This is a genomic window from Collinsella aerofaciens (genome assembly GCF_039062315.1).
Lineage (GTDB): Bacteria > Actinomycetota > Coriobacteriia > Coriobacteriales > Coriobacteriaceae > Collinsella > Collinsella aerofaciens_BG.
The window spans coordinates 1-23,951 of sequence record NZ_JBCJBG010000020.1; the positions used below are offsets into that span (position 1 = coordinate 1).

22 protein-coding genes and 1 pseudogene are annotated in these 23,951 nt (G+C 53.7%); 11 read left to right on the forward strand and 12 right to left on the reverse strand.

Annotation, left to right across the window (positions count from 1 at the left end; genetic code table 11):
* Positions 1-474: 474 nt before the first annotated feature.
* Both ABCP74_RS08470 and ABCP74_RS08475 read right to left on the reverse strand, forming a co-directional pair.
* On the reverse strand, positions 475-777 hold the full coding sequence (locus ABCP74_RS08470; protein WP_155086615.1) for a ribbon-helix-helix protein, CopG family: 303 nt from the start codon (positions 775-777) through the stop codon (positions 475-477).
* Positions 777-1,328 (reverse strand): ParA family protein, encoded by a 552-nt coding sequence (locus ABCP74_RS08475; protein ID WP_155086614.1) that lies wholly within the window; start codon positions 1,326-1,328, stop codon positions 777-779. Before ABCP74_RS08475 ends, ABCP74_RS08470 begins: the two co-directional genes overlap by 1 nt.
* A 303-nt stretch (positions 1,329-1,631) precedes the next feature.
* Between ABCP74_RS08475 and ABCP74_RS08480 the strand changes: the two genes are divergently transcribed.
* Positions 1,632-1,817 (forward strand): hypothetical protein, encoded by a 186-nt coding sequence (locus tag ABCP74_RS08480; RefSeq protein ID WP_343102197.1) that lies wholly within the window; start codon positions 1,632-1,634, stop codon positions 1,815-1,817.
* Between the two features lie 620 nt (positions 1,818-2,437).
* Here the strand turns inward: ABCP74_RS08480 and ABCP74_RS08485 are convergent.
* On the reverse strand, positions 2,438-2,632 hold the full coding sequence (locus ABCP74_RS08485) for a hypothetical protein (RefSeq protein ID WP_343001637.1): 195 nt from the start codon (positions 2,630-2,632) through the stop codon (positions 2,438-2,440).
* Positions 2,633-2,731: 99 nt separating this feature from the next.
* On the opposite strand from ABCP74_RS08485, the gene ABCP74_RS08490 reads away from it, so the two are divergent.
* Positions 2,732-2,956: a hypothetical protein gene (locus ABCP74_RS08490; RefSeq protein ID WP_195625244.1), complete on the forward strand. Its 225-nt coding sequence runs from the start codon at positions 2,732-2,734 to the stop codon at positions 2,954-2,956.
* Positions 2,957-3,166: 210 nt separating this feature from the next.
* Here ABCP74_RS08490 and ABCP74_RS08495 read toward each other — a convergent pair whose 3' ends face one another.
* Positions 3,167-6,466: a CAP domain-containing protein gene (locus ABCP74_RS08495; protein ID WP_343001638.1), complete on the reverse strand. Its 3,300-nt coding sequence runs from the start codon at positions 6,464-6,466 to the stop codon at positions 3,167-3,169.
* Between the two features lie 139 nt (positions 6,467-6,605).
* On the opposite strand from ABCP74_RS08495, the gene ABCP74_RS08500 reads away from it, so the two are divergent.
* Together ABCP74_RS08500 and ABCP74_RS08505 are read left to right on the forward strand one after the other, a co-directional pair.
* A complete protein-coding gene (locus ABCP74_RS08500) occupies positions 6,606-6,827 on the forward strand; it encodes a helix-turn-helix domain-containing protein (RefSeq protein WP_343001639.1) in 222 nt (73 codons plus the stop codon).
* A 135-nt stretch (positions 6,828-6,962) separates the two neighbouring features.
* A complete protein-coding gene (locus ABCP74_RS08505) occupies positions 6,963-8,228 on the forward strand; it encodes an ATP-binding protein (RefSeq protein WP_343001640.1) in 1,266 nt (421 codons plus the stop codon).
* A 530-nt stretch (positions 8,229-8,758) separates the two neighbouring features.
* Here ABCP74_RS08505 and ABCP74_RS08510 read toward each other — a convergent pair.
* Genes ABCP74_RS08510 through ABCP74_RS08520 form a run of 3 tightly spaced genes read right to left on the reverse strand, consistent with a single transcriptional unit; the run spans position 8,759 to position 11,320 of the window.
* Positions 8,759-9,901, reverse strand: a complete 1,143-nt coding sequence (locus ABCP74_RS08510) for a methyltransferase (RefSeq protein WP_343001641.1) — start codon at positions 9,899-9,901, stop codon at positions 8,759-8,761.
* Positions 9,894-10,973 (reverse strand): radical SAM protein, encoded by a 1,080-nt coding sequence (locus tag ABCP74_RS08515; RefSeq protein WP_343001642.1) that lies wholly within the window; start codon positions 10,971-10,973, stop codon positions 9,894-9,896. Before ABCP74_RS08515 ends, ABCP74_RS08510 begins: the two co-directional genes overlap by 8 nt.
* A complete protein-coding gene (locus ABCP74_RS08520; protein ID WP_343001643.1) occupies positions 10,970-11,320 on the reverse strand; it encodes a DUF5969 family protein in 351 nt (116 codons plus the stop codon). The genes ABCP74_RS08515 and ABCP74_RS08520 overlap by 4 nt, the downstream gene beginning before the upstream one ends.
* 546 nt (positions 11,321-11,866) lie before the next feature.
* Here ABCP74_RS08520 and ABCP74_RS08525 point away from each other — a divergent pair.
* Positions 11,867-12,520, forward strand: coding sequence for a DUF1648 domain-containing protein (locus ABCP74_RS08525; protein ID WP_343102198.1), 654 nt, complete (start codon positions 11,867-11,869; stop codon positions 12,518-12,520).
* A gap of 500 nt (positions 12,521-13,020) precedes the next feature.
* Positions 13,021-13,509, forward strand: a complete 489-nt coding sequence (locus tag ABCP74_RS08530; RefSeq protein WP_343001645.1) for a hypothetical protein — start codon at positions 13,021-13,023, stop codon at positions 13,507-13,509.
* Positions 13,510-14,094: 585 nt separating this feature from the next.
* On the opposite strand, the gene ABCP74_RS08535 is transcribed toward ABCP74_RS08530, so the two are convergent.
* On the reverse strand, positions 14,095-14,271 hold the full coding sequence (locus tag ABCP74_RS08535) for a hypothetical protein (protein WP_343001646.1): 177 nt from the start codon (positions 14,269-14,271) through the stop codon (positions 14,095-14,097).
* A 12-nt stretch (positions 14,272-14,283) separates the two neighbouring features.
* Complete coding sequence (locus tag ABCP74_RS08540) at positions 14,284-15,054, reverse strand: hypothetical protein (protein ID WP_343004411.1); 771 nt, start codon at positions 15,052-15,054, stop codon at positions 14,284-14,286.
* A gap of 524 nt (positions 15,055-15,578) precedes the next feature.
* On the opposite strand from ABCP74_RS08540, the gene ABCP74_RS08545 reads away from it, so the two are divergent.
* The 3 genes and pseudogenes from ABCP74_RS08545 to ABCP74_RS08550 all read left to right on the forward strand — a co-directional run bounded on the left by ABCP74_RS08545 (position 15,579) and on the right by ABCP74_RS08550 (position 18,956).
* Entirely contained in the window at positions 15,579-17,183 is a 1,605-nt protein-coding gene (locus ABCP74_RS08545; RefSeq protein WP_343001665.1) for an ATP-binding cassette domain-containing protein, read from the forward strand.
* A gap of 104 nt (positions 17,184-17,287) precedes the next feature.
* Positions 17,288-17,659 (forward strand): annotated as a pseudogene (locus ABCP74_RS09445) (ATP-binding cassette domain-containing protein); the annotation flags it as partial.
* A 646-nt stretch (positions 17,660-18,305) separates the two neighbouring features.
* Complete coding sequence (locus ABCP74_RS08550) at positions 18,306-18,956, forward strand: plasmid mobilization protein (RefSeq protein ID WP_343001666.1); 651 nt, start codon at positions 18,306-18,308, stop codon at positions 18,954-18,956.
* 375 nt (positions 18,957-19,331) lie between these two features.
* Here the strand turns inward: ABCP74_RS08550 and ABCP74_RS08555 are convergent, their stop codons facing one another.
* Both ABCP74_RS08555 and ABCP74_RS08560 read right to left on the reverse strand, forming a co-directional pair.
* A complete protein-coding gene (locus tag ABCP74_RS08555; RefSeq protein ID WP_343001667.1) occupies positions 19,332-19,760 on the reverse strand; it encodes a hypothetical protein in 429 nt (142 codons plus the stop codon).
* A gap of 1 nt (position 19,761) precedes the next feature.
* Positions 19,762-20,415: a hypothetical protein gene (locus ABCP74_RS08560; protein WP_343001668.1), complete on the reverse strand. Its 654-nt coding sequence runs from the start codon at positions 20,413-20,415 to the stop codon at positions 19,762-19,764.
* Between the two features lie 468 nt (positions 20,416-20,883).
* On the opposite strand from ABCP74_RS08560, the gene ABCP74_RS08565 reads away from it, so the two are divergent.
* Together ABCP74_RS08565 and ABCP74_RS08570 are read left to right on the forward strand one after the other, a co-directional pair.
* Positions 20,884-21,393 (forward strand): hypothetical protein, encoded by a 510-nt coding sequence (locus ABCP74_RS08565; RefSeq protein WP_195246856.1) that lies wholly within the window; start codon positions 20,884-20,886, stop codon positions 21,391-21,393.
* 14 nt (positions 21,394-21,407) lie between these two features.
* Positions 21,408-21,773, forward strand: coding sequence for a hypothetical protein (locus ABCP74_RS08570; RefSeq protein ID WP_343001669.1), 366 nt, complete (start codon positions 21,408-21,410; stop codon positions 21,771-21,773).
* A gap of 1,412 nt (positions 21,774-23,185) precedes the next feature.
* Here ABCP74_RS08570 and ABCP74_RS08575 read toward each other — a convergent pair.
* Positions 23,186-23,734, reverse strand: coding sequence for a hypothetical protein (locus ABCP74_RS08575; protein ID WP_343004412.1), 549 nt, complete (start codon positions 23,732-23,734; stop codon positions 23,186-23,188).
* Between the last annotated feature and the right edge of the window lie 217 nt (positions 23,735-23,951).

Consider the following 23,951-nt stretch of genomic DNA (forward strand, 5'->3'; position numbering starts at 1 on the left):
GCTCCCTGCGCGTCGGCTGCGCCTCCTTGCCCTCCGTTCGGCTACGCCTCACTCCGCGTCGCCTGCGGCTCCTTGGCATGGCCTTCGGCCAAAAGTGTGGGGGCTCCGCCCCAACTCCCCACCCACGTTCTCGCCGATCCCCGGCGCCGGCGTCGCCTTCGGCTCCCCGGGCGACCTATCGCACTCAGTCGCAACCCGTCCAATTCGGCAATGAGTGCCGAATCCGATTTCCGGTCGATCGGGATACCGGTATTCAGTCAACCTTGCACAGAATACCGCTAGAAGGTCACAGAATTGAAAATAGGACGTCTTATTGGTGGGGTTTGACCGTTTTCTCATTGCTATATAAAACGAGGTCTTAAATCGGCTCTCAGTGGCCTAAAAAGAGACAGAAGCACCTTTCGATACCCCTGTCCTGATCCTCTTGGACTTCCATTTTGTCACAACGTTAAGAACGTTACGTCGTTCTCTTCGTTAAAACCCGTTTTCGGCAAGGTACTCGTCGAACAGCTCACGTGCGATGTCGGAAACGGACTTGTCCTCCTCGAGTGCGGCCTGCTTCAAGCGCTTGCGATAGCTCTCGGGAACGTAGACAGACAGCTGTACAAGCCTCTCAGATGCCCCTTCAGCGCCTTTTTTGGGGCGCCCGGCTTTCCGTACCTGCGGAGCCGGTTTCTGGGACTCAGATGCGCTCTCAACGATTTTCTGCTGCCTCTCCTCGGCCTTCTCCGCGGCGACATCGAAGTAGGAGGTCGATTTCTTGAACTTTCCGGCCATTACAGGACCTCCTCGATCTCGTCCAGGATGTTTTCGATTGCTTGGGCGGCCTTGCCGCTCTTCGCGATTTCGTACACGGGCTTGCCCAGGGCCGCGCCCTGCTTGAAGGCCGCTGCGGTCGGAACGGTGCCCAGCACGGGCAGGTCGTCGGCCTCGAGCAGTTCGAGGAACTGGCGGTCGACCGTCTGGTTTGCCGCGAAGTTGTTGACGATGATGGCGAACGACAGGTCGGGATTGGCCTCGGTGATGACCTTGATCGTGCGTTTCATCGGCTTTAGGCCGAGGGTGCCTGGCTGGACCGGGATGATCGCGATGTCGGCGTTTTTCGCGTACGTGGCCGTCTCGTCACTCAGGAAACCCGGCGTGTCGATGACGTTTACGGCGTTCTCGTCGTCGAGCAGGTTCTTCTCGTGGTTCGCGCCGCCCTGAGGGTCGAGATTGCCGAATCCGACTTTGTGGCCGCGGCGCTCGAGACCCCAGGCGATCTCGTCGGCGAACGTCGTCTTGCCGACGCCGCCCTTCTGATTGACTAGCAGGATGTTCGTCGCCATGTCCTCCCCTTTCTGAAATAGCATAGTCATATATTATCACATTAACATGTGACTATATTAAGCAATTATAAATCACAGGTAGAAATATATGAGCATGTTAAGTAATTAGTATAGTACTACGCTATCGTGCTCATGACTGTGGGTTGGTTTAACCTATAGTCATGCTAAAGTTGCCAAAAGGGGCACAAAGGCCAATACGTTTGCGCAGTGCCGGCACAGCGACCTAGCATCGTATGCACCGGCGGAATCATCGCAGACCTGCAAGGAGAGCATATCCACGGGCTCGTGGTCGCCGGAGGCCTCGTGATGCAGCACGCGCCGGGCGGCGACTGGAAGCGCGTCGATTGGGATGCACTTGCTGCCTGGCTCGACAGATACGGTTACAAGGTCGCTGATTGCGAGACGGAGACCCTTCCGACCGCCGACGCGGCGAGGCGGTTACGCGAGTGGGAACGCAAGGGTAAAAATGCATCGTCGCTGAACCAGTGAGTCAGTATTCTTTAGTGTTAGATGATGGATATTGAAATTAATTAGCGAGATAATGTGCATATCTCATAATGTATGCGTTTCACCATGAGAGAGGGGTCTGTCATGAGCTGGAAACCGAGAAAATGCGTTATCGCCGGTCTCGTGACAACCGGTCCTGGCAGCGGCTTGTTTGCAACTGCAATGACATCGTACCGACTTTTCACTTACATGTTCTAAAAGGCAGTTGCCATGCTATCGCAAAATCAATCGAGATACTTGGTCACAATCGGCTTTGCCCTGCTTGCATTACTCTTTGCTAGCGACCTTTTGCTGAAACCGTCCAAGGAACTCGTTTCGCTTACCATATCCTGCATTTCCGCCCTTTACTTTACGGCAACCCTATTCGTCGGACTAAAGGAGAGGAAAAAAGGCGCAGTCGCTGCATCTGCCGTATGCGTGGTCATAGCCATTGCCTCATTCTTTATCTGACACATTGGTGATTTAGGGGCGATATCGTAGGAATACGACCGGGAGAGCCGGGACCAGATTGCCCGGGTCGCCCGGTCGTATTCCGCCCCGCGCCGCAGACGGCGCTCCGATTGCGCCGAGGCGTGACGCGCGTGGGATCTTACCTATTTGTATTACGCGACCGCGAGGTGCCTCTTCTGCATGCGGGACTCCGTCAGGTACATGTTGATGATGACCTGATAGGGGACGTCCGTGCGGGCGGCCTCCGCCTTGAAGCAGTCGATGTTCTCGCCGTCGGTGTTCATGGTGACGCGGCGAGGCGGTTCGAGCTCTAATACATAAGGTCCCAGTTTGTAATACGTGAGCATATGACTACATTAACATGGTCATGTATTATCGAGCGTCTGCTGCGCCGGATTCGCCCGTCTGTTATCTTGGGATCGAAAGTTTCTTGCGAGGAGGCAGACATGTACCAGAATGTCTTTGGATCCGATGGTCAGATCCATCTTGAGGACCAGGTCGGCTGCCAGCGCTTCGACCTAACGACGGGTGAGGTGAAGACGGTCATCCCGACTGCTAAGAATATGAGCAACGTCTTCGGCAAGGATGGCGTGGAGACGGAGATTCAGGTGGGGCAGATGCGCCAAACACTGGGCAAACCAGGATTTGATCGGCTGTTTAATAAGCGCTAACAGTTGAGTTGTCGCAGCATAATCGCAGCTGTAAATAGGTGACCATATGACCATGCTAACATGTGCGCACAGTCATATGGTCACAGTTGTAGATCGGTTTAATCTGTGGCCCTTAAGCTGAAGCTGCCTCAACGAACCGTGGCTAGCGAAACGAAAAAAGGGGAATCCCTTTTGCGGGATTCCCCTTTCCGAGTCGTTATGCGATTTGTCCTACATCTGCTCGCGACGCTTCTTCTGGTCGAGGAAGACGCCGGCGGCCACGAGGACGGTGCCGCCGATGGCGAACGTCTCACCGATGAGTCCCGCGCGGTCACCGGTCTGGGCGAGGCTGCCGGGCTGGGCGGTATCCGTGCCGGCGAGGTGCTTCGGGGTGTATGCCGCCTGCTGCTTTGCGGCCTCCTCTGCCTCCTGTCGTGCGATCTCATCGGAAAGCTTCTGCTCCGCTGCGATGCGGTCGGACTTCGCCAACTCGTAGGCGGCGAGTGTCGCATCGTAGCCGGGCTGGAGCCCGTCCACCGCGGCCTGCTTCTCGTCCAGGATGGCTTTGGCGGGCGCGACCTTGGCACGTGCCTCGACTGCTGCGGCGAAAAGCGCGTTGAGGGCGCCATCCGCGTTCACATCATGGCCGGAAGCGATCGCCGCGCCGGCATCGATGGAGTTCAGCTTCGACAGCTTGGCGTCTGCCTGCGCCTTCGCCTGTTCGGCGGCGGAGACCAAGGACTCGGCGGCGATGGTATCCGCCTTCGCGGCATCGAGGGCGGCCTTGGTGTCATTGACGGCCTTTACTGCATCCTGCTCGCGCTGCTGTGCCTCTGCGAGCTTCGCGGCAAGACCGGTGAGGATGTCGAGGTTCGACTGGGCGACCTCAAGATCGGACTGGGAGCCGGTGAGCTTGTCGGCGGCAACGCCGGTGTCGGCCTTTGCGACATCGACGGCACGCTGGGCATCCGCGAGGGCGCTTGCGACGCCGTCCGCCTTTTGCTTAGCGACGGCGAGGACGGTTGCCTTCTCGGTCTGCTCGGCTGCCGCCGCGTCGTGGACGCTCTTTGCGGTATCGAGCGCCTTCTTGGCGTCGGCGACGTCCTGGAAGAACTTCGCGAGATCGGCGTTCGCATCGTCCACGCCCTGCTGCTTGGAAGCGGTGTCCGCCTTGGCGGAGTCCAGCTTGGACTGGGCGGTCGTTACGGCTGCGTTGGCGGCATCGAGGGCGCCCAGCTTCTGCTGGACGGTCGACTTTGCCGTAACGACTGCCGCGTTGGCGACATCGAGGTTCGATTTCGCCGCATCCAGCTCGGTCTGGGCATCCGTGACGCCCTGCTGCTTGGCGGCGACATCGCGCCCTGTCGCGTTCACGGCCTCCTGCGCATCGGCGACGCCCTGCTTCGCGGCAACGACGGCGGTCTGTGCGGAATCCGCTGCGACCTGCTTCTGCTGGACGGTTTCAGCGGCGTCGGTGGCTGCCTGCTGCTTGGATGCGAGATCGGCCTTGGCTGCGTCGAGTGCGCTCTTGGCGTTCTTGAGACCGTTGATATAGGAGGTCAGCTTCTGCTCGTACTCGTCGACGGAGATGGGGTTCATGTTCCAGCCTGAACCTGCCCAACCGCCGTATTGCAGCGTGAGCGAGAACGTCAAACGGGTGTCATTGTTCAGACCGCATCCCATGACAGCATAGTCAGGGTTGATGATGTTCATGTAATGGCCGATGCTGAAGTAATCGAACTTATCCTGATTGGCGTACCAGAAGTCGTAGGCATCCTTTCCGGAAAGATTCGTCGCACCAAGGGAGGCTGCAGTCTTGTCAAACAGGTCCTTTTCCTGATAGATCCAAGCCTTGCAGGGATCGCGATAGCTCCAGGCAAGGTTTTCACCAACATCGAACTGCTGGGCATGCTCTAGATTTTTCGTCGAATAGTTTGCATCTGCGATCGACGCCGCAATGAGCTTGTAGGTGACCTGGAGCTCGGAGAGACCGACGGACTTGCGGTATGCGTTCACATTCTTCATGACTGTGATGGACGAAAGCATGTTTTCAAGGCCCGTGGCGTCGAGACTGTTTCCGATTTCGGTGTAGTCCTTGTACGTACAGTTCTGGATGATCTCGATGGCTGAATCGGCGCCCATGGCACGGAAGAAGCCGATGGCCCCCTGCTTGAACTGCGCGTCGGCGGAGTCGAGTTTCGCCTGTGCCTCGTCGACCTTCTGCTGGGCGGCGGTCACGGCCGCATCGGCGGTGTCCTTTGCGGTCTTGGCGCTCGCAAGCTCTTCGTCGGCGGCTGCCTTTGCGGACTCGGCATCCTTGACGGCCTGCTTCGCTGCATCCAGCCTGGCGATGGCATCGGCGTTCGCCTGCTTGGCCGCATCGAGGTCGGAGTTCGCGGTCACGAGTGCGGACTGGGCGGCGGTCACGCCGGACGCGGCATCGAGTGCGACCTGCTGCTTCGCGGAGAGGAACGCCTGGGCATCATTCAGCTCGGTCTGCGCCGTTGCTGCAGCGGACTGCGCCTGCTCGAGCTCGGACTCGCACTGGGACTGTGCCGCTCGTGCGGCAGCGAGGACTGTCTCCGCGTCCGCGACCTTCTGTTTTGCCGCATCGTACTCCGGGCCGCTGGCGCCTGCCTCCGCTGCGGCGAGGTCTGCTTTCGCCTTCTCGTAGGCGGCGCTGGCGGCTGCGGCCTTCGCATCCGCCGCGTCCTTGTTCTGCTGGGCTGCGGCGAGGACGGCATCGGCGGAATCCTTTGCAGACTGGGCCGCAACCAGCTTGGACTGGGCATCGGCAAGCGTCGCGTTGGCGTTGTCGAGTTCGGCCTGTGCCCTGTCCACGGCATCCGTGGCGTCGCGCACGGCCTGCTCGGCGGCACGGATAGCCTCCGGGGTGGCGCCTACGGCATCGGCCTTGGCTTTATCGAGGGCGTCCTGAGCGTCCTGGGCCGCCTTGAGGGCGGACTGGTACGCCTCGTCCTTCTCGGACGCATCCGCCTTGGCGTCTGCGAGACCCGCCTTCGCCTGCTCGAGGTCCTTGCCGGCGGCATCGGCGGCGTCCTTGCCCTCCGCGACCTGACGGGCGTATTCGTCCATCGCCGCACGGTCGGCTGCCGTGCCGGCGCTGACCGCCGAATCGTAGGATGCCTTGGCCTGGTCGCGGGCGGAAGCCGCCTCGTTGTAGGGACCGGCGGCCTCATCGTAGGATGCCTTGGCGGCGTCCTCCTTCGCCTTCGCCTCGTCGACTGCCTTCTGCAGGTCCGCGATGGTCTGTGCGGCGGATTTCGCGCCGGTACCGGATGCCGCGCCGGCGTGGGCGGCGATCGGCGACATCACGGCGGGGTGCTGCGTGCCCCCGTCACCGGTCTGGGCGAATGCCGTGAACGGTGAGATGAGGCTCGATCCGGTCATGGCGGCCATGGTCGCCGCGGTGACGGTCAGACGCGCGATCCCCTTCGGGGCGTGAATCTTTTTGCTTGGCAGTGCGGCGAAGTGATCGCCACCGGCGGCGAAATGCTTTCCCTGAGTCATTGTGCTGTTCCATTCCTTTTCCGTGCCCTATCCGACTGGGCATCAGAGTGCTTTCCAATAGAGATAATTATGCGCCTTAACTGGGATTGTTGTATATAGTCCGTTGGCTTTTATACAACAATCCATGACTCTTTTTGTCATGGATACGAAGACGCTTCAGAAATCATTTGGCATGAGATGCAAAGAGCTCCGCGCTGGACTCGGGTGCAGCCGGGAGCAGTTCGCCAATTTGATTGAAATGGATCGTTCCTACTACGCGAGCATTGAAGTCGGGCGGCGCAATGTCAGCCTCTCAAATCTCAAGAAGATTGCCGACGGATTTCAAATCACCATTTCGGAGCTCATGCGCGGTGTTGAGTAGATGATTTTCACCTCGTGCATGTTTAATCTGTTTCGTTAACTGAAATGTGTAAATCTGGTTAATCAAAAAAGCAAAATCTGGTTAAATGAAAACGGTAAATTTAGTTAAACGCGCTGGTAATCAATGGTGAAAAATATGCCAAAAAAGTACTACACTCGAATTATCGAAAATGAGCTCGACCAGATGCTAGGGATATTCGGTGCCGTTCTCATCGAAGGACCGAAATGGTGTGGAAAGACAACCACAGCCGGGACCCGTGCGGCGTCCAGGCTCCTTCTCATGGACCCGTCGCGCAACTTCGAGAATCGCTTGCGTGCCGAGACGGACCCGGCGCTTGCCGTTTCAGGCGAGGTGCCGCGGCTGATCGACGAATGGCAGGAGGTCCCGAAACTTTGGGACGCGGCGCGGTTTGAGTGCGACAACCGCGGCGGCGAGCCTGGCCAGTTCATATTTACGGGGTCGGCGACGCCGCGAGACAATGAACGGCCGATGCACAGCGGTGCTGGAAGGTTCGCTAAATTGCGCATGGACACCATGACGCTTTTCGAACTTGGGAAATCTAGCGGCGCGGTTAAGCTGTCGGGCATTATTTCTGGCGAAAAGTTCAATGGCGCTTTCGGATCGTTGGATTCAGCCTCGATTGCCGAGTGCGTTGTTCGCGGCGGATGGCCCGCGGCGGTCGGGCGCGATGTGCTGGCTGCGTCGGCGATGGCGAAACGTTATATCGGCATAGTTGCCGAAGAAGATTTGTCTCGTGTTGATGGCTCTCGGCGCGATCCTGAAAAGGTCAAAGCTGTTATCGAATCGCTTGCGCGTAATGAATCCACTCTGGCGACACTCAAGACGCTTGTGGCCGACCTTGGTGGAGATGTGTCGAGACAAACGGCGGCATCGTATATATCTCTTCTCGCACGGGTCAGCTTCGTTCGCGATATTCCCGCATGGAATCCAGCAATGAGATCTCCTGTGCACTTAAGAGAATCAAAGAAGCATCATCTTGCTGACCCGTCACTGGCGGCCGCTGCGCTCGGGGCGACTCCGGAGACCTTGTTGCTAGATTTCAAGACGCTTGGACTACTATTTGAATCGCTGGCGCTCCATGATTTGTGGGTTTATGCACGAGCAAACGGAATGAGCCTCTACCACTATCACGATTCTCGCGATCTAGAGGTCGATGCAGTCATTGCGGCTCCTGGCGGGACCTGGATCCCGGTTGAAGTTAAGCTCAGCTCTGCTCAAATCGAAGAGGCATCTGACAATCTTGTTGCTGTCGAGGAACGTATGGTTGCCGCCGGAAACAACCCGCCGGTTTCGAAAGTTGCAATCATTGGATTTGGTTCACAAGCCTATGTTACCGACCGCGGCGTCCAAGTTGTTCCGTTGGATGTGCTCGCGCCGTAATGCTGTTGGCGAAGTGAAATTAACGCTGCAGTTTTTAGATCTGGTTTCTGAGATCTAAAACGCGAAACTCAAAATCTCATCGTCTGGTTCTTCGTTTGATTCGAATCGCGCCTGCGCAAAAGTCAAAGCGACTCGCTCGGGCGTTTCGTTTTTTCGCCTCGTTTTTCATTTCGGATTTCAAATCGATTCAAAACTATTGAAATGACGATAAAGACGAGGCATCCTGATGTATGTCGGAATATAGATAGGACAAAACGTATCATCTATATCGCTTCTATGAAACCCGATGCAAGTTCTTCTCAGTCTCGAAATAGATTGAAGGCATTGAGAAGAACTTTATACTACAAAAATCGTAGGTCTGCCACCTAGACAGAAGAAGTGATTTTGTATGCGGAATCTTGCATTTTGAAAACCGGTGCCAACTATGAGGCGTGAGTCGGGCTCGGTAAAGCGCGGGGGAAATGAGATAGGCTGCGCGTCATCAGAGAGTGGCGCGCAGCCTATTGACCTGCTTTCGTATGACGGATGCTTTAGAGGATCCAGGGGCCAAGTGGGTTGCCATCTGCGGAGCAGTCTTGAATCGTTAGGATGGGATTTTGAAAGGGCTGTCTCTCCCTCCACGCCTTCAAGTGATAGGTGCAGACGCGGTCGTAGTGGATTTTTTTGTATGCGCGCGATATCTCTTTTACAGCCTCCTCTTTGCTGGAATATTTTCCTGGAGCATGTGCAACAGATGTGCATGCGATACCGTCGATCCAGCCAGATTGGGGTCCGAGGTTAAAGCTCGAGATTATTGTCAAGACACCATTGAGGCCAGCTTGCAACAAATCGTTCTGTATTCGTTCAAATGCTGATTGATTGTTGGTTCCAAGGCCAATCATTCCAATTGCAGAGAGATATCCGCTATCAGTGAGTTTATCTCCTGCACCTCGAATAACCTTGCTTGTGATGTTGAGGCCATCTGGGCCGCCATCGCCAACGAAGGGGTATGGTACGTCTTCTGGGATTGGGAGCAAAGGAGGATTCACCGTAATGAGTTCATAGCTGCAAGAGCTTTCGATATTGTTTAGTGCGTTGTAGAGACTTCCGGTTAGAATAGTTAAATCTTCGCTAATACCATTGACCAGTGCGTTTAGTTGGCAGATTTCTGAGGCGATTGGATTGATATCTATCGCCGTGACGTGCATTCCAGATTTTGCCAGTATGAGTGCCTGGATGCCTGGTCCAGAGCAGAGGTCTAAGGCATTCTTTCCGGGGGATGGGCTTAGCCGACGAGCGAGCCCAATTGAATCAGAGCCAAAATATAGTAAAGGCGAGGGTGATGGCGCATCGGCAAAAAGCCAGATGCCATGATATCGGATTAGAGATAAACCGGAAAGGGAGGCATTGCCATTGTGCTCGCTTAGCAGCCCGAGTGAGGCTATGGTTTCAACAGTGCCTTTCAGCAGACTTCTTTTTGCCACTTCTGAATCGAGATCAATCTCTCCACCTAGCATCAGGAAGGAGACGAGCTCTTGATGCTCCCTGTCAAGTTGATCCCAGATGCGATGCGCGCATTCAAAAGGATCTATAGATATGTCAAGTGTGTCTAAAAAATCTGTTACTCCAAGAGTGTCCAATCTACGGAGTGGATTACTCGAGAGCGAATTTAAAGAGGGTAGCACTTCAATCATGTATATCAGACCCATTTCCGATAAAGGTAGCCTCGAATTTAGTCTCGACAATCAAGTCGGCTGCCAGTTTAGGAGCTAGCTTTGCAAGACAGGTCTGTGCCTCTTTCGAGAGGGCGATGTCTTCGCAAATCTCGCATTGAGAGAGGTAGCTTGAGCGCCCAAATGAAGAAAGGCCTCCGCTCGTGCGCAAGTGCTTCAGCAGTCCTCCTGGTCCTATGTATTGTATGTAATTAAGTAGGAGCAGCTGCAGTTCATTAATGTCATCCGTCAGATTGATTTTGCCAAGATCGAAAAGCCAAGTTCCCTCTGCATTTATTCCGCAGCAGGGTGCAAGATGGCAGTTTGGGGAAATAACGAAGTCTTGGCCGCAGTCGGAACAGTGTGACGCTAAGAGACGTGCCTGCGGTCGCGCATTTTGGTTGAGACTGAGATTTCGTGCGCGCCCAATTCGCGTGATGCCTGAATCCGTGATGAAGCGGGCTGGCGCGCGGGGAGGCTGGGTATTATCGTCGAACTGATGCAGGAGTGGAATGTCTTCATTAAGGTACTTGCACAGGTATGCCGGGCTGATTGTACTGTTGTTATCTCTGCAGACCGCAATGCCGAGAGTTTGAAAGCCCATTGTTTTTGCTGAGTTCCAAAGGTTGCGCACATTCTCGAGGGGTATATATTCCGCATGAAAGTCGTCGCAGCTGATATTGATTTCGTCAAGGCCACATGACTTCAATTCGTTGAGGAACGTTTCTGCGTCTCTTTCGCTTTTTGCCCACCACGCATTCGTTACAATTCGAGTAAAGAGTCCTAAAGAATTCGCATATGCGATGGCCTCGAGAAGGTCATCGCCAAGAAGGGTGCATTCTCCGCCCGTAAACACAACAACACCACTTCCGACGCATACTTCGGCGAAGCTATCGATGAATTGCCGCATTTGGGGAAGAGTAAGCCTGTCACTGTTGTTCGGAGTGCAGCTCATCAGACAATGATCACACACAGCGCCACATTTATATGTTGTTATAAATGTCAGCATTCGAGGTCTGCGGAACAGCACGTGCTGCGAACTTTCGGAAATCATGCCGCGAGCAAACGGGCGTCGGTGATTACCAAGGTGCCTTCGTTCTCGGAGTAAGTAACTTCGAATTCGACGGAGCGATAAGACCCGCGGGCGACCCCATTGGAAGCCCCTTCGGGGTTGATGGTATTGGAGCTGGAATTCTTGATTGCTGTTTTAAGCACGGCTGCTTGCCTCGCTGCACTCAAGCCCTCTTGATCAAATTTCCTGAAAACAGAAGTTTGTTTGTACGATTCCGATAGTTCAACAACATCAGGTTTGTTCATAAAAATAGCTGATCCATAGCCCATTGTGTTGACGTCGTACTTAAGGTTGGCGTTGTTTTGAGCATTCGCGTTTGCGTTTGCCATTCCGTTTGCGTTCAGAATGATGTTTGCGTTCGTTACTGCGTTTGCATTAAGTACAACGTTTACGAGAGGTATCGTTTGCGGCTCAGCTTCGGTGTCCTCGGCATAATATGCAAGTTGGATACGACGATATACTGCGCGTGCAACGGGGACACGCGCCTCCTTTTCGGTTGACTCCACCAGTTCGTACAGAGAGACTTTTCGATTTCCCGCTTTGATTTGGAGGTCTGTAATTCCATATTTCTGGAATACGGCACGAGGCTGAGCTTCGAAATCGCGTCTTGCGTCGGTAGATTGTTCCGCGTCCGCGACCAGTTTTTCAAGGATGCTAAGCTGGGACTATATTGAGAGTTCGTTTAGGTGGTTCACATTGTCCATAGCGGTGACCTCCAATGTTGAATAGCTGTCTTGAAAGACTACGTCATGCTAGTGTCGGTATCGATTTGATACTACGAACAAATTAGAACTAAATGGATATAGTTTCCATACTAATTAGAACAAATTTGCATTCAAGTTTTTATTTAAACTTGATTTAAGGCGGAGTGGAATGTGAGCGCGCAAGGAGATGCGGAATCGATGAGAGCCTCAAAAAAAACTACTGCAGTGTTATCATCCTTCATCCTCTCTATTCTTCCATTTCTGATTCTATGGGCGGCTTGGTCAGTCCTCCCTGATACAATTCCCGCTCATTGGAGTGGGGGTGTGGTTGATCGATGGGGTAATAAGCTTGAATTGCTGGTTGTTCCGCTGTTTTCTCTGATTGGTTCTATTGCAATTTCTGTGTACCTTATTGTTTCCACGCGGCGAAGAGAGTTCGCGGATTTCTCTGTTCGAATGCGACGGGACTTTGTTGCGTGCTATATTTCTAGTCTTCTTTTATCGACAACCTGCTCAGTGATAATTGCCGTTTGGGTTCAGTTGATTCTTACGCAAAGCACTGCGGTTGATGGGGGACTTGGACTATCGATCCTGTATTCCCTTCCCGGGCTATATGTGATCTTGTGCGCTTTGCCGCCTTTTTATGCGAGCGGCGAGAGCAAAAAGGCAGAGCGCCTGATAACAGTTCTTATTGGCGGCGCGGAGATTGTTCTTTGTGGAATAGTGCTTGAAGGTTCGGCTGCCTCTTATGCGATGATTGGACTGATGATTCTGTTCTGTGCGTTTGAGATTGTGTCACAGGTAAGGGATAGCCGGTCCTTATGAGTTGAATTACGCGCGTGCGGATATAAAGGGTGGCATGTTAAGCTGGTCGTTTTCTCGTTCTGGGACATTTGCAGTAGGATGAGTGGGATTGGGCGCGCTGCGGTGTGATGGTGACGGTTGAGACTTGTATCGCTGCAAATCCGCTGATGCACATTTTGCTATTGGGTTTGAAGGTGGGACCGACAGGCCTTTGTTTGGGTTGTTCTGGTCGTCCAACGCGTGTTGCACGGCTTTATATTGTTACCCTCGTTCGGCGCTCCGTTGGAGCATTTCCGGGTTTGTCGGCATCATGACTTGGCCAAGTGACACGCTTGCCGGGACGGTTGTAACGCCGCGCCGGTTCCGTGTGCTCCTTCGTTGTTGGCCTGTCCAGCCGGGGGCGGATTCGGCCTCATGTTGTGGCGCACGGCCTTCAGGGGCTTCCCCTGGCGAGTTATGTTCGTCCGTATGGGTAAGGGTCGGGTTGAGCTGACAATCCCGTGTCGGAAGGGGCTTGGACCATGCGCGCGATGACAGAGATTGAGTGGCTGGACGGCCGTGTGACGAAGGTGCCGGAGCTCGCCCTGGGCGATGCGTTCGGCGAGAGCGTCCAGGCGGAGCTCGATTTCGGGTTCGACGATGTGTTGGAGGGCCTTTGGGTCGAGGTGCGCCATCATGAGCCGGATGAGGACTCGGACGGCGACCCGCGTGGGAGGGGCTGCGCACTGTACGCGGACTGCCGGTACAGCCTGGTCGAACCGTCGGACCTCGACCGTGTCTTCTGCATCCTTTACGAGGGGCAGCCGAGGGTCTGCCGCGTCGCGGGGGAGCTCGTGAACCTTTCACGGGCTTGCGCGTTGTCCTGCCTCATGCTCGGATCTCCCTACCCGCCAGGCGCCCTCGAGGCCCTGGCCGCGTGCGCTCGATGCCTCTGCGGTCCGGCTTTCACATCCGACCTCGCCGCCCACGCCCGCGCCGCGGGGGAGCTAGGGCCCCCGTGTCGGCGGTGAACGCGGCCGCTGCGTGGGAATTCGGGATGGGGGCGGGTTCCGAAACGCCTGCGGAGGGGAGAACCCCGTTGGGCGGGGACTATTCGTGATGCTTGATATCGCATCGCAGTATGGAAGCACGGATCATCTTCGCGATGGTCCGACCGGTTGATGGGCTAGGATGCGCATTCAGCAGGGAAGGGGATGGCTTTTAATGCCGCTTTTGGCTTATGCGTGCCGCGCTCCGCGTATGGCCATCCTGCGGTGCTAAAGCATTCTTGAAGTCTGCTAAGTGAATTCGTTTTAATCGCGCACGTGACCGTTTGCCCATGTCGCATAACAGGATTCAGTGTTGATTGCCCGTGTGATGACAGTGCGAGTTTCGGGGGGTGTGGCGTGAGCGGAGTCGCCGCGTTGTATAAGTCTGGCCGGCCCGACTGATGTGTCGATCTGTCGGACCGGCCGAGAATGGTGAAGAGATCTCGCTGTTGAATGAACGAATGTTACAGGCAGCTCTTCAAGGCGCTTTGGGCGTTGGCTGGGGCTGCGCAGTCAATCGCATGCAGTGATAGGCGAGGTGATTGCTCGATGAGCCGGCGACTAGTTCTATGCTGCACTCGTCCCGGTGCCGTCGTTGTCTGCCGAGTACCAGAATGCGTAGGCCGCAACGACGGCATCATAGACGGCTGCGACTACGTTATCCACGACGGCTGCAAAGTTGACCACAACGGGAACGGGGCCGGTTTTGGAATCCATCTTCTCTACTTCTGGGGTCTCGTACATGGGAATATCTCCTTAGAATTGGGACAGGATGCTCAGGTCGCCTAGATCATCGTCGATTAGGTCGATATAGAGGTCGCCGTCCATATTGATGTCTGCAATCAACGATGAGATCTCTTCCATCTCGTCAATCGAGTGCATACGATTGACCAACGCGGTAACAACGGGCTTTTCCCAAACGGTTGCCATTCCGGCATCGTAGTATTCCTGAAGGCTGTGTTTGCGAACGTTTCCGATGATGAGAGGCATATAGGGGGATGCGACGATATCGCCATTGGCGTGGATGGCCACTTGGTCAAATTGCATTTTCAGTTGAGGGAATCTGACCAAGTGGTCGATGGGGTCGCCCCACTCAAGCATGAAGTAGCCTCGATAGTCCGGATCGTATCGAAGGTCGTTGATCGTGTTGACTAGCCGACGGTATTGATTATTCGAAGGGCGAATCGTGCGGTTTCTTCGGGCTCTACCGAGGAGCATGAGCGGCTGAACTCGAAGGTCAATTCGGTCAGTTCTACCCGACGATTTCAGCTTGTCTCGAAGCATCGTGCAAACTGGTTTGAAATCGTCGACATTGAACGATGTCGGACAAAAGGCAATTGAAAGGTGCAGTGAGGTTTCGTTCAGCGTGATATCGATGGCGTCGAGCACCCGGTCGTATAATCCCGAGAGTCCTCGCATATGTTCGTGAGAATCGCGTAGGCCATCGAGGCTAAACTGTATGCCGTTTAAACCGGCGCGTTCGAGCTCATGCAAAGTATTTGAGTTTGCGAGCAGACCGTTTGACACGAGGTTGCATTTGACGCCAGATGCGCTGAGCCGCCGCAAGGATTCGATGACAAGGAATGGACTGGAGTGATGGCGATGTCGGACGTTGTGGTTCCAATGGTTGAGTCATGCCTGCTGCTGGTGTTCGGAATAATGATGTATCGAGGCAAGCTCACGGGATTGCTTGCCGGAATGTCATTGCTATCGGGAGAGCGTTTAGAGGAGGCAAAGCGGACGGCCGAGACTCTAGGTGTAAACCGAATGATGGGGGTGGCTATAGTTTTCTCCGCAATATGCCTTTTTCTCTCGTCCCTTTTCCGGACAAAAGGGCTATTTTCGGCCTGATGGTGGCTGCCGTTATAATCTCCGCGCTTGCCTATGCAAATAGGGGGCCTATTCGTACGTATATAAAGGCGAAATGGGATCCTGGGCACCGCAACCCGCGATAATGTCTTGAGCAAGAATTCACAACAAGGGATATATGGGAGCGATTAAGCGGCGAACAAATTCAGTTTTGGATAAAAGGTCGCTTGATGGGAGCTAACATGTTTAAGAAGACGGTTCACGAGTTGTTTCGGTGTAAAGGGTCACGGCTTTTCGTGATTCTCATGTTGGTTAATTTCGCTCTCTCGTGCGTCATGCCCGCCTTAAACGGTGGATTTGTAGACTTTCTCGTGACGAATAGGGACCCATCTCGCGTCGTGTGGTTTGCGGCTTTTGTTGCGGGCATAGGGATATCTGCTTCCTTCATGTCGTATGCGATGGGCGTGAACGTATCGCGCGTCATCTTGGAGATGACGATGAGGCTGATGGGAGCCACGTGTGAGTCGTTTGAACGGGGACCCTTGGAAAAGGGGGAGCAGGCGGATCCATCCTATACAACGCAGAGGGTATATGCGGATTCGAATGCGGTGTCATCGTTTGTCGTGAACAACTTCCTGACAATCGGGCTTAACATCGTTCTGGTTGTGTTGATATGCATCATCCTGTTTTCGATCAATCCGGTGTTCCTGGTGTTAAGCGCATGTTCGCTTGGTGCGTACTTCATTTTATTCAGGGCGTTGAAAAAGCCGTTGTACAACAGCTCGCTTGCGAACAAGGAGGGGTTGAGCAAGCTTTTCGCGTCCGTGAGCGGCGAGCTGTCGCAGTTGTTTGACATTAAGTGCGATGGCGCATATGACCAGAGCGCTCGGACGCTCAAAGGGGTATTCGAGGGGTACTACCCGATTTACATGAAAGCAAGTAGGGTCTCGAATCTGGCCACATCAAGCGACGGCCTGATCTCGTCTGTGTTTCGGGGGGCACTGCTCGTGATCTCCGGGATGGAAATATTGAGCGGAAGAATGAGCTTAGGCGAGTTCACAATGGTGAACTCGTATTACTCGATGGCGTTCGGATGCTTCAAGTATTTTTTGAATTATTTCAAATCGTATCAGGACGCAAGGGCCTCGTTCGACCGATTGGGGGCTCTGACGGAGGATGCCGAGGACCGCGGCACCCTCACGGTTGGGCATGTGGAGAGCATATCGTTGTCCAACATCGCGTACCGATACGCGGGAAAGCCCTACTTGTACCGCGACCTCTCCGTGGAGGTGGAGGAAGGAAAAACCTATGCCATTACCGGGCCGAACGGATGCGGAAAAAGCACGTTTCTGAAGGTGCTCCTTGGACTGTATTCTGCTGGGGGACATCGGGCTTTGGGGTCGGTGCCATATGAAGAGCTCGATATGGAGACGATCCGACGGGACCTGTTTGCGGTGTGCCCGCAAAAGCTCTTTATTCCGAACGAAACGGTGGAGAATTACCTTGAGAGGACGTCGATTCGGGGATCGAGCGAAAACCTCCGAGAGCTTGTGCCGAGTTTCTATCGAACCGTCGAATCGTTAAAAGGCAAGAATTGTAGAGACCTTTCTGGTGGAGAGTATCGAAAGCTAAGGATATTCGCAGCACTGCGCAGGCAGCCGGAAGTGCTTGTGTTCGATGAACCAACGAACGATTTAGATGAAGAAAGCCGTCGGGAGTTCACGGAGTATATTCATCGAAATCCCTTCGATCAGCTAATTCTTGTTGTAAGCCATGATCAGGATTTGATTTCAGCATGCGATAGGAAGCTGGATTTGGATTTCGATCCGAAAGATGGGCAATGCTGATGGGAAACGCTTAGAGTTCGGGCTTGCGCGTAATGGAGTAATCTTTCCTCTTATCGAAAATCGTTACAATATAAGAAAAACAGTAAGCAAGAAGAAATGGCTCGGGGAAGAGCTCGCTGCTGTCAGTGATATTGGGTCTATATCCAGATAACACGGAAGGGGCCGTCCTCTACAACGGGGTATCACAGCGTCGCATCGACCGATACGCATTGCGGCGGTGCCGAGTTGGCATTACGGAGCAAGAGCCCCCTATTGTTGGGGGGACGATCCTCGATAATCTTACGCTGCTTTCTGATGATTTCGAGGCCGACAAACTGAATCGGATGCTTGCCATATTGGGGTTAGACAAAATGATTGCCGCTGCGGAGAACGGGGCGGCAGCGATGCTTGGCAGCAAGAAAGGAGGGGTGTCCGGCGGGGAGAAGCAGAACATCGCAATTGTGCGGCAAAAAAACGGGAGTTTTGAAAATCGATAGCGACCATCGGTCGCGATCATAGGCGGCTTTGCCGCCGCATGAAAATCGTATCGCCATTCGAATCGTAATGCGAACCGCGTCACCTTTCGACAAATCCAACAGCGCTACGAGCCTCGCCCAAGGACTCTACGCGCCATTGAAATTGTCGAAAGCTGCCTCAACTTTTTCGCAAGCGTCACGAAAACGATTCGACAAAGTCGAATGTTTGCGCCGCGGGCGTCGCAAACCCGCTGCGCGATATTGCAAATACTCGGCATCCCTCGCATTCGCAATATCGCTTCGCTCTCGCTACAGCGAACTTCTAACGCTCAGCATCCTTCGCGTTAAAATTTCGCTTTCGCTCACGGTCTTCACGCGGTTACGACGCCGCGAGGCCTCTCGCTTGGAATGAGGCCTCTCATTCCACGTCTACACTGCGTTTCGCCCAATCACCGTTCCGGAGATTGCAAGATGTACGTAAATGGCCATAATTACATGTAAACATGAACTATGGCCATTTACGATCTTGCTTTTCCCTCCTACGGGAAAAGAAAACAGGTAAAGCTGAGTTCCGCTTTGTGCGCGAAGCGGTTTCGCCTCCGAGAAAAATTCGGCGGACTTTTCCAAATCTTGTTTCGGAGGCCACTCCGAAACTGAAGGGATAAAAATGAGACGAAGTGAGAAAGTCGAAGCGACGTTGACCGCTGAAGAAAAAGAAATTCTTCAGCGCCTCTGCGACGAAGCTGGTTGCACGGAAGCTGAACTAATCCGCTCCGTTTTGATTAGCCGTTCGATTTCTCTCGACGATCTTGAGACCGGAAAGAAAATCGAGCACGAGAAAAATAAAGCGCTGCACAACTGCAAGCGCAAACACGCTCCAAGAAAATCTGGCGAGTGCGGTGAAGCCATCGCCGAGAACGCCGAGAAACGTGACGTTTCGTTTCATGTGATGCTGACCGCTCCAGAAAAAATGGCAATCGAACAGCGGGCGGCAGTGCTTGGCGTCTCTGTAAGCGAGTTGGTTCGTCGCAGCGCAATCTACGGAAAGATTGAATCATTCAATTTCAATGTCGCGGAAGTTGAAAAACTCCATCACGAGTTATTGAAGGAAGGAACGAATCTCAATCAGCTGATGTATTTCGTGAACGCCCAAGGTCTTCCCGCGTACAACGAGAAAGCTGTTTTCCGCACGCTTGAAAAGGTTTACCAAAATGCTCGAAAGGTCGACCGGTTTATCGAGGAACTTGAAAGGTGTTATCACGTTGACTATGTTCCCCACGACTATCTGGCAGATGAACCAGACAACAGAAATCTTTAAGTCGGAACGCAGCCGGATCAGTTTTGCAATTGAGTGCAATTACTCGTTTAGCTATAACTACTGAGTAAAAGCGAAAAGAGACGGCAGAAGAGATTGACAGTCATTAAACAGAAAGCAGTCAGCTCGTACCCCGCCTCGCTAGCTTGGCCCTGCCCGAGTTTTCGGGGAGGTGGTCGCTACGTCCGAGTTCCGTCTTATGATCGCCGCTCTTCCTCTGGTGACCATTCTGGCCATTTTGGGCTAGGGTAAAACCTGGCCTTTAAAGACCAAAGCCGTCCTGCCTGGAACGGCTTTGTTTCCTCGATTATCAACTTCATACGGATGGATGCGGGGTTCGATACCCCGGCGGCCTGATCGGCAGGCCGCCGGGAACTCTCACTCCTCGATAAAAGCCGGCGCTCGGTTAGTTCTGCGCATCTTGAAATCGTCAGTTTCGTGGGAGACGTAGAGAATGCCGTCCATCCCATCTCGCGATGCATATGAAAGGTGAACAGAACCGCAATCCGCTCCATCATTGTCGAGAAGATCGAACGAATTCGGATCGCTCGTTGCGGCCAAACGACCACTCAGACAAGAGCCATCGCCATTACAGATTTGCCATTCCATGTCTTCGCCTGCAAGAATCGCCATAGACGTCCCGGTCGCGCCATCGCTGACATACATCCCGTCTATGCCAAAACCGTTTTCAGCGCCATCGATAAACGATTGCTCGGACCTATACTTCGCGAATGATGCGCATAGTGCTATTGCAAGACCGATTACAAGGCCAACAATCGCTATCTTTGCATAGCTCTTGCCCGTCATGTCATCCTACTTTTCGCTTGCCTAAGGAAAGACGGAAGAAGTTATTTGTCGCTGCTTTTTTGTACACCTTCTTGACGCCGTTGACGGTCTCATAAACAACAAACGGCTGAACCTTGTGTTCAACGTTCGCCGTCGCTTTCCAAAAGCCAGCGCCGTCGATCTGAATGGAATACCCAGTCGCCGACAGATTGCGCTTTGCCAGCGGTATCGATACGCCTATGCTTCCGACACCATTCGGGAGCGGCACCGATACACTCACCGAACCGCCGCCAGACGGCTGGACGTTTATGGAACCGCCCCCGTCGATGTGAACGCCCCCCGGGGGCTGCCCAGCAACGTCGTGCCATCCGCTGGCTTTCGTTAGCACGCTCCCGTATACGGTGCTGTAGCTTGGGCGCCCGCGTGTCGCATAGAGCTCAGCACCATCAGATGACATCGCCTCTTCTATGATAAGGGCCGCTTCTTGCTCTGCACGTTGACGCACAATCGCCTCGACATCAGATTCACTCAGATCCGGGAACGCTAGGAATTCTACGGTTTCAGAATCGTAACCATCAGCAAATGCACCATTTGGGGTGATTAGCGACAGTCCGCCCAATGCGGCTGCCGTCAGGATTGACCTGCGAGTAATAAACAGGTTTTCCATCGTACTCATCTTCGCCTCCAAACTTCTCACCGGGGTCCTTCTTGCCAATTTCTACCCCGGCTCGGTTACTTCGGTTACTTGAGAGCTCCCATATACGCTTGTTACCCATGTACGTAATATTAATTTCGGACATATCGAAATTAATCAATGGTTGCGGGAGTTTCCGACTTCAGTGAAATGCCGCCCTATACCCACAGAATCAGTCTGGCTTGACATGTGCTTTGCGCATGAAAAAGGGTCGAACTGAAGTGTCTGGCCGAACGCCAATTGTCCGGGAACTGCTTCTGGTTCGACCCTCTTTTACTTTAGCCCACTCGGTGGACTTCGGGTTTGATGCTTAGGGGTCGACGTTTTACCAAGGTGACAATTTAATGAAAAGAAACCTGGCTGCAACAGTTGCCATGGTGAGGGCCAAATTGGCCATATAGATCTAGAATAGTCACAATATAAAAATGTCGAGAGACGTTGGGGATAGAGATGAATAGATCTAAGGGTTTTCTTCTATTGGCAATGATGTTGCTCGGACTGTTCTGCCTGAGTGGTCCTTCTTGGGCCGAGGCTGCCTGTCCTGAAGGTGAACTTCAGCAGTCTTATACGGGCAGCCTGCTCATAAGCGCTAAGGAGGGCGATGCCGACTCTCAGTCTGGAGTAAATCCCCTTGCCACTTTTGAGGGGGACGGCGGAACGGTCAAGCTTGACCATATTGGTAGCGGGATTTTGAGGTGGCAAGTTCTTCCGGACAAAATTGCGAACGATCCCTTCTCTTTTGCTGGAACGATATATCTATACAAGGTTGTGAGCGGAAAACAAAAATACGTCGATTGCTACCCGACAAACGGGTCTGGAATTGCATTCACCGGCATTTCGGGGCAGATTGATACACATGTACGAAAGGGAACCTATGTGGTGCGTTGGGTTGGAGCTGCTGCAGGCCCGATATGGATTGCGGTCTTGCGCCCCGATGTCCAAATAGGTTTCTCTCTCTAAACGGGAAGTTGCTCATGGACGCCATATATGACGGAGATGACTGGGTCGATCATTATACTTGGCGCCTGGTCGGCTCGAACGACAATGGGGATGTGGTGTTTGATGGACTATGTCCAAAGCATCTCCACCCTTTTGTCTCGTCGTTAATTGAGAGTTCCGCTCGTGTTGCCCCCTACAGCTCGGCATCGCTTCATGATACGGACGTTTTGAAGATCATAAGGGAATCAATTGACGAGGGCACGATGAGCAGCTCGCTGTTTTCTCGGCTTGTGGGGCTAGATGAGATTGGCTCGAAACGACTGCTTGCGGGCGAAAAAGTGGAACTCACTTATCGGTCGATGATTTCAATCCTGCGGCTAGCCGATGTTCTTCGCAAATAAATGAGGCTTATAGGACAAAATGTGTGTCTACTTTAGGGGCATCGGCGCAGGTCGATGCCCCTTTTTCAGCCGTTTAAATTCCGTGCCCGCTTTTAACGACTCGGACAGAATGTGTGTCCGGTTGCCTATCGTTCCCTCGGGTGCTTTACCTAATATATCGCCCCGTGCGGACACGATTCCCGCTCACGACACGGCGGCAGCAAATATCACAAAGTCGCAGGTAGACGGTTCAACAGGATTCGATTTACGGGGCGATTGAACCTGGGATGGTTTGGATGTTCGTGACACCCCTTTTCCGTGTCTTAAAACGCATCTGGTGAGGTTGATTTTTCGGCCTTGACCTGCGTGGCGGCACTTTTGGGTGCTTTGGATGTGCCCTTAAGCAGTGCTTGCATCTACCAGCGCGTGAAACATTTCGACGGTAATTCGTGAAACAAATTGCGGAACTATCGCTCCAACGGGTGTTGCCGCCGCTCAACGCGAGCGGTCAGCTTGGCCCCGCAAACGGCTACTCGCTCTTCATGGCCATACAGATGGCCACCTCCTGCTGGATGCGATCGAGATCGAGCGGCAGCGCAACCGGATGATGCGTCAGACGATGGGATTTCGACATGCAGTTGTTGATGCGCACAACGGAGATCTTGTTGCCGTGATGCGCAGTCCCGATGATGCCTATGACTACTGCGACTATTTTGCCACGGTTCGTCGGGACGCTGCTGTTCTCGATTTGTGGGCTGAGATTTAAAACATCTCGCCTGTTTCAATGCGTTTTTTGGGTTTATTACTGTTCGCTTTTTCTGTTGTGTCGTAGTTCACTAGTTCATTCATTACGTTCTTCGTATCGTCTGTAAATCAGTTATTCCGCGGTTACATAGCTCTGTTGTTGCGTTTTGTCGTAATTCAGCAATGACATAGCCGGAACTCGCCCGCAAGTGTCGTACGCTGCCGTACAAAACTGCGTTTCGGTCGTCCGCGTACTGCCAAGGCTCTGCCCTAGTACCCGGCGCCTGCGGCGGTTGTTCATATCTGAACTGCGACACAACCGAACAAAGCAATTACGACACTACGTAACTGTGTAATTACCGAACTACGTGATAACGACAAAGCTGAAAAACGTAACTGTTGAATTGCAGAACAATGAGCTAACGCCGCGAGTGCCGGGTGCTAGGGCAGAGCCCTAGCGTGCGCCGCTTGCGGCGGTACGCTGTCGGGCATTTTGTACGGCAGCGTACGACTCTTGCGAACAGATTTCAGGACCGAATAGTCCGATGTTCAATAGTTCTGTTATTACGTGGTTACATAGTGCGGCTATTCCGCTTTGTCGTTATTGCGTTATGTCGCATTGTCGATATTACGTAGTTCGGTTTTTCACTTTTTACGCCGTTCACTTATTCATTTGTTACATAGTGCCGCTATTCCGTGGCGTCACTTTTATGTCCACCGCGTGCGTATTCGACGGTGTGGGCAGCGTCTCCGAACACCTCGACTGCTGCCGCCACGAATTGCGGTGTAGTGCGCCTCGGGATATAGAAAGTTTTGTTGCCGAACACGATTGCGATCCAGGCGTTACGGTAGATGAATTGATATGCCGCCTCTCTTGAGCGCTTATCGCAGTATTCCTCTGCAATCTCGTCGATCTGCCAGAGATGGCCGAAGCCGACAATATATTCGGCGATGTACGCGCTCGTCTTGATTCGCACGCGCCGCGGGCGGCGGTACGGAGCATAGCTGCTTTTTCCGGGGTCCGCTTTAACGGGCACGGAATAGACCTCGGCTCGAGCCTTTTCAGCGACCACGCGCCGTGCATCATCGAGGCTATAACGCTTGCACAGGCGCTCGCCGTCGTCGGTCGAGCACTTCAGGGTAATTGACTTGATATGCGGCGCCAGATACTTGTACGTCCATGCTCGCGACGCGCCGAACTCCCACCGCAGATCTTCAATGCTCAAGAACTCATCCATCTTCTGACCTCGATTTTCTGCCGATAAACGAGAAATCCCGCAAGAGACGCATACTTGTACCCCCATCGTAAATGTGTGTACAAGTCTGCCGCCGACCCGGGCGGTTCGGCGCTTGCCAGGGCTCCGCCCTTGGACCGGGGGAGGACACTCGCGCGCCTTGTTATTACGATAACGGACAAGGAGGAAAAGGCGCCAGATTTCAAATTATTACGATAGA

Coding starts and splice junctions, on each gene's coding strand:
- ABCP74_RS08490 (WP_195625244.1), top strand. CDS start 2,732: ATGTACCAGAATGTCTTTGGATCCGATGGTCAGATCCATCTTGAGGAC.
- ABCP74_RS08565 (WP_195246856.1), top strand. CDS start 20,884: ATGAATAGATCTAAGGGTTTTCTTCTATTGGCAATGATGTTGCTCGGA.
- ABCP74_RS08495 (WP_343001638.1), bottom strand. CDS start 6,466: ATGACTCAGGGAAAGCATTTCGCCGCCGGTGGCGATCACTTCGCCGCA.
- ABCP74_RS08570 (WP_343001669.1), top strand. CDS start 21,408: ATGGACGCCATATATGACGGAGATGACTGGGTCGATCATTATACTTGG.
- ABCP74_RS08500 (WP_343001639.1), top strand. CDS start 6,606: ATGGATACGAAGACGCTTCAGAAATCATTTGGCATGAGATGCAAAGAG.
- ABCP74_RS08535 (WP_343001646.1), bottom strand. CDS start 14,271: ATGTACGAGACCCCAGAAGTAGAGAAGATGGATTCCAAAACCGGCCCC.
- ABCP74_RS08560 (WP_343001668.1), bottom strand. CDS start 20,415: ATGAGTACGATGGAAAACCTGTTTATTACTCGCAGGTCAATCCTGACG.
- ABCP74_RS08545 (WP_343001665.1), top strand. CDS start 15,579: ATGTTTAAGAAGACGGTTCACGAGTTGTTTCGGTGTAAAGGGTCACGG.
- ABCP74_RS08530 (WP_343001645.1), top strand. CDS start 13,021: ATGCGCGCGATGACAGAGATTGAGTGGCTGGACGGCCGTGTGACGAAG.
- ABCP74_RS08550 (WP_343001666.1), top strand. CDS start 18,306: ATGAGACGAAGTGAGAAAGTCGAAGCGACGTTGACCGCTGAAGAAAAA.
- ABCP74_RS08520 (WP_343001643.1), bottom strand. CDS start 11,320: ATGGCAAACGCAAACGCGAATGCTCAAAACAACGCCAACCTTAAGTAC.
- ABCP74_RS08505 (WP_343001640.1), top strand. CDS start 6,963: ATGCCAAAAAAGTACTACACTCGAATTATCGAAAATGAGCTCGACCAG.
- ABCP74_RS08510 (WP_343001641.1), bottom strand. CDS start 9,901: ATGATTGAAGTGCTACCCTCTTTAAATTCGCTCTCGAGTAATCCACTC.
- ABCP74_RS08475 (WP_155086614.1), bottom strand. CDS start 1,328: ATGGCGACGAACATCCTGCTAGTCAATCAGAAGGGCGGCGTCGGCAAG.
- ABCP74_RS08470 (WP_155086615.1), bottom strand. CDS start 777: ATGGCCGGAAAGTTCAAGAAATCGACCTCCTACTTCGATGTCGCCGCG.
- ABCP74_RS08515 (WP_343001642.1), bottom strand. CDS start 10,973: ATGATTTCCGAAAGTTCGCAGCACGTGCTGTTCCGCAGACCTCGAATG.
- ABCP74_RS08555 (WP_343001667.1), bottom strand. CDS start 19,760: ATGACGGGCAAGAGCTATGCAAAGATAGCGATTGTTGGCCTTGTAATC.
- ABCP74_RS08485 (WP_343001637.1), bottom strand. CDS start 2,632: ATGCTCACGTATTACAAACTGGGACCTTATGTATTAGAGCTCGAACCG.
- ABCP74_RS08575 (WP_343004412.1), bottom strand. CDS start 23,734: ATGGATGAGTTCTTGAGCATTGAAGATCTGCGGTGGGAGTTCGGCGCG.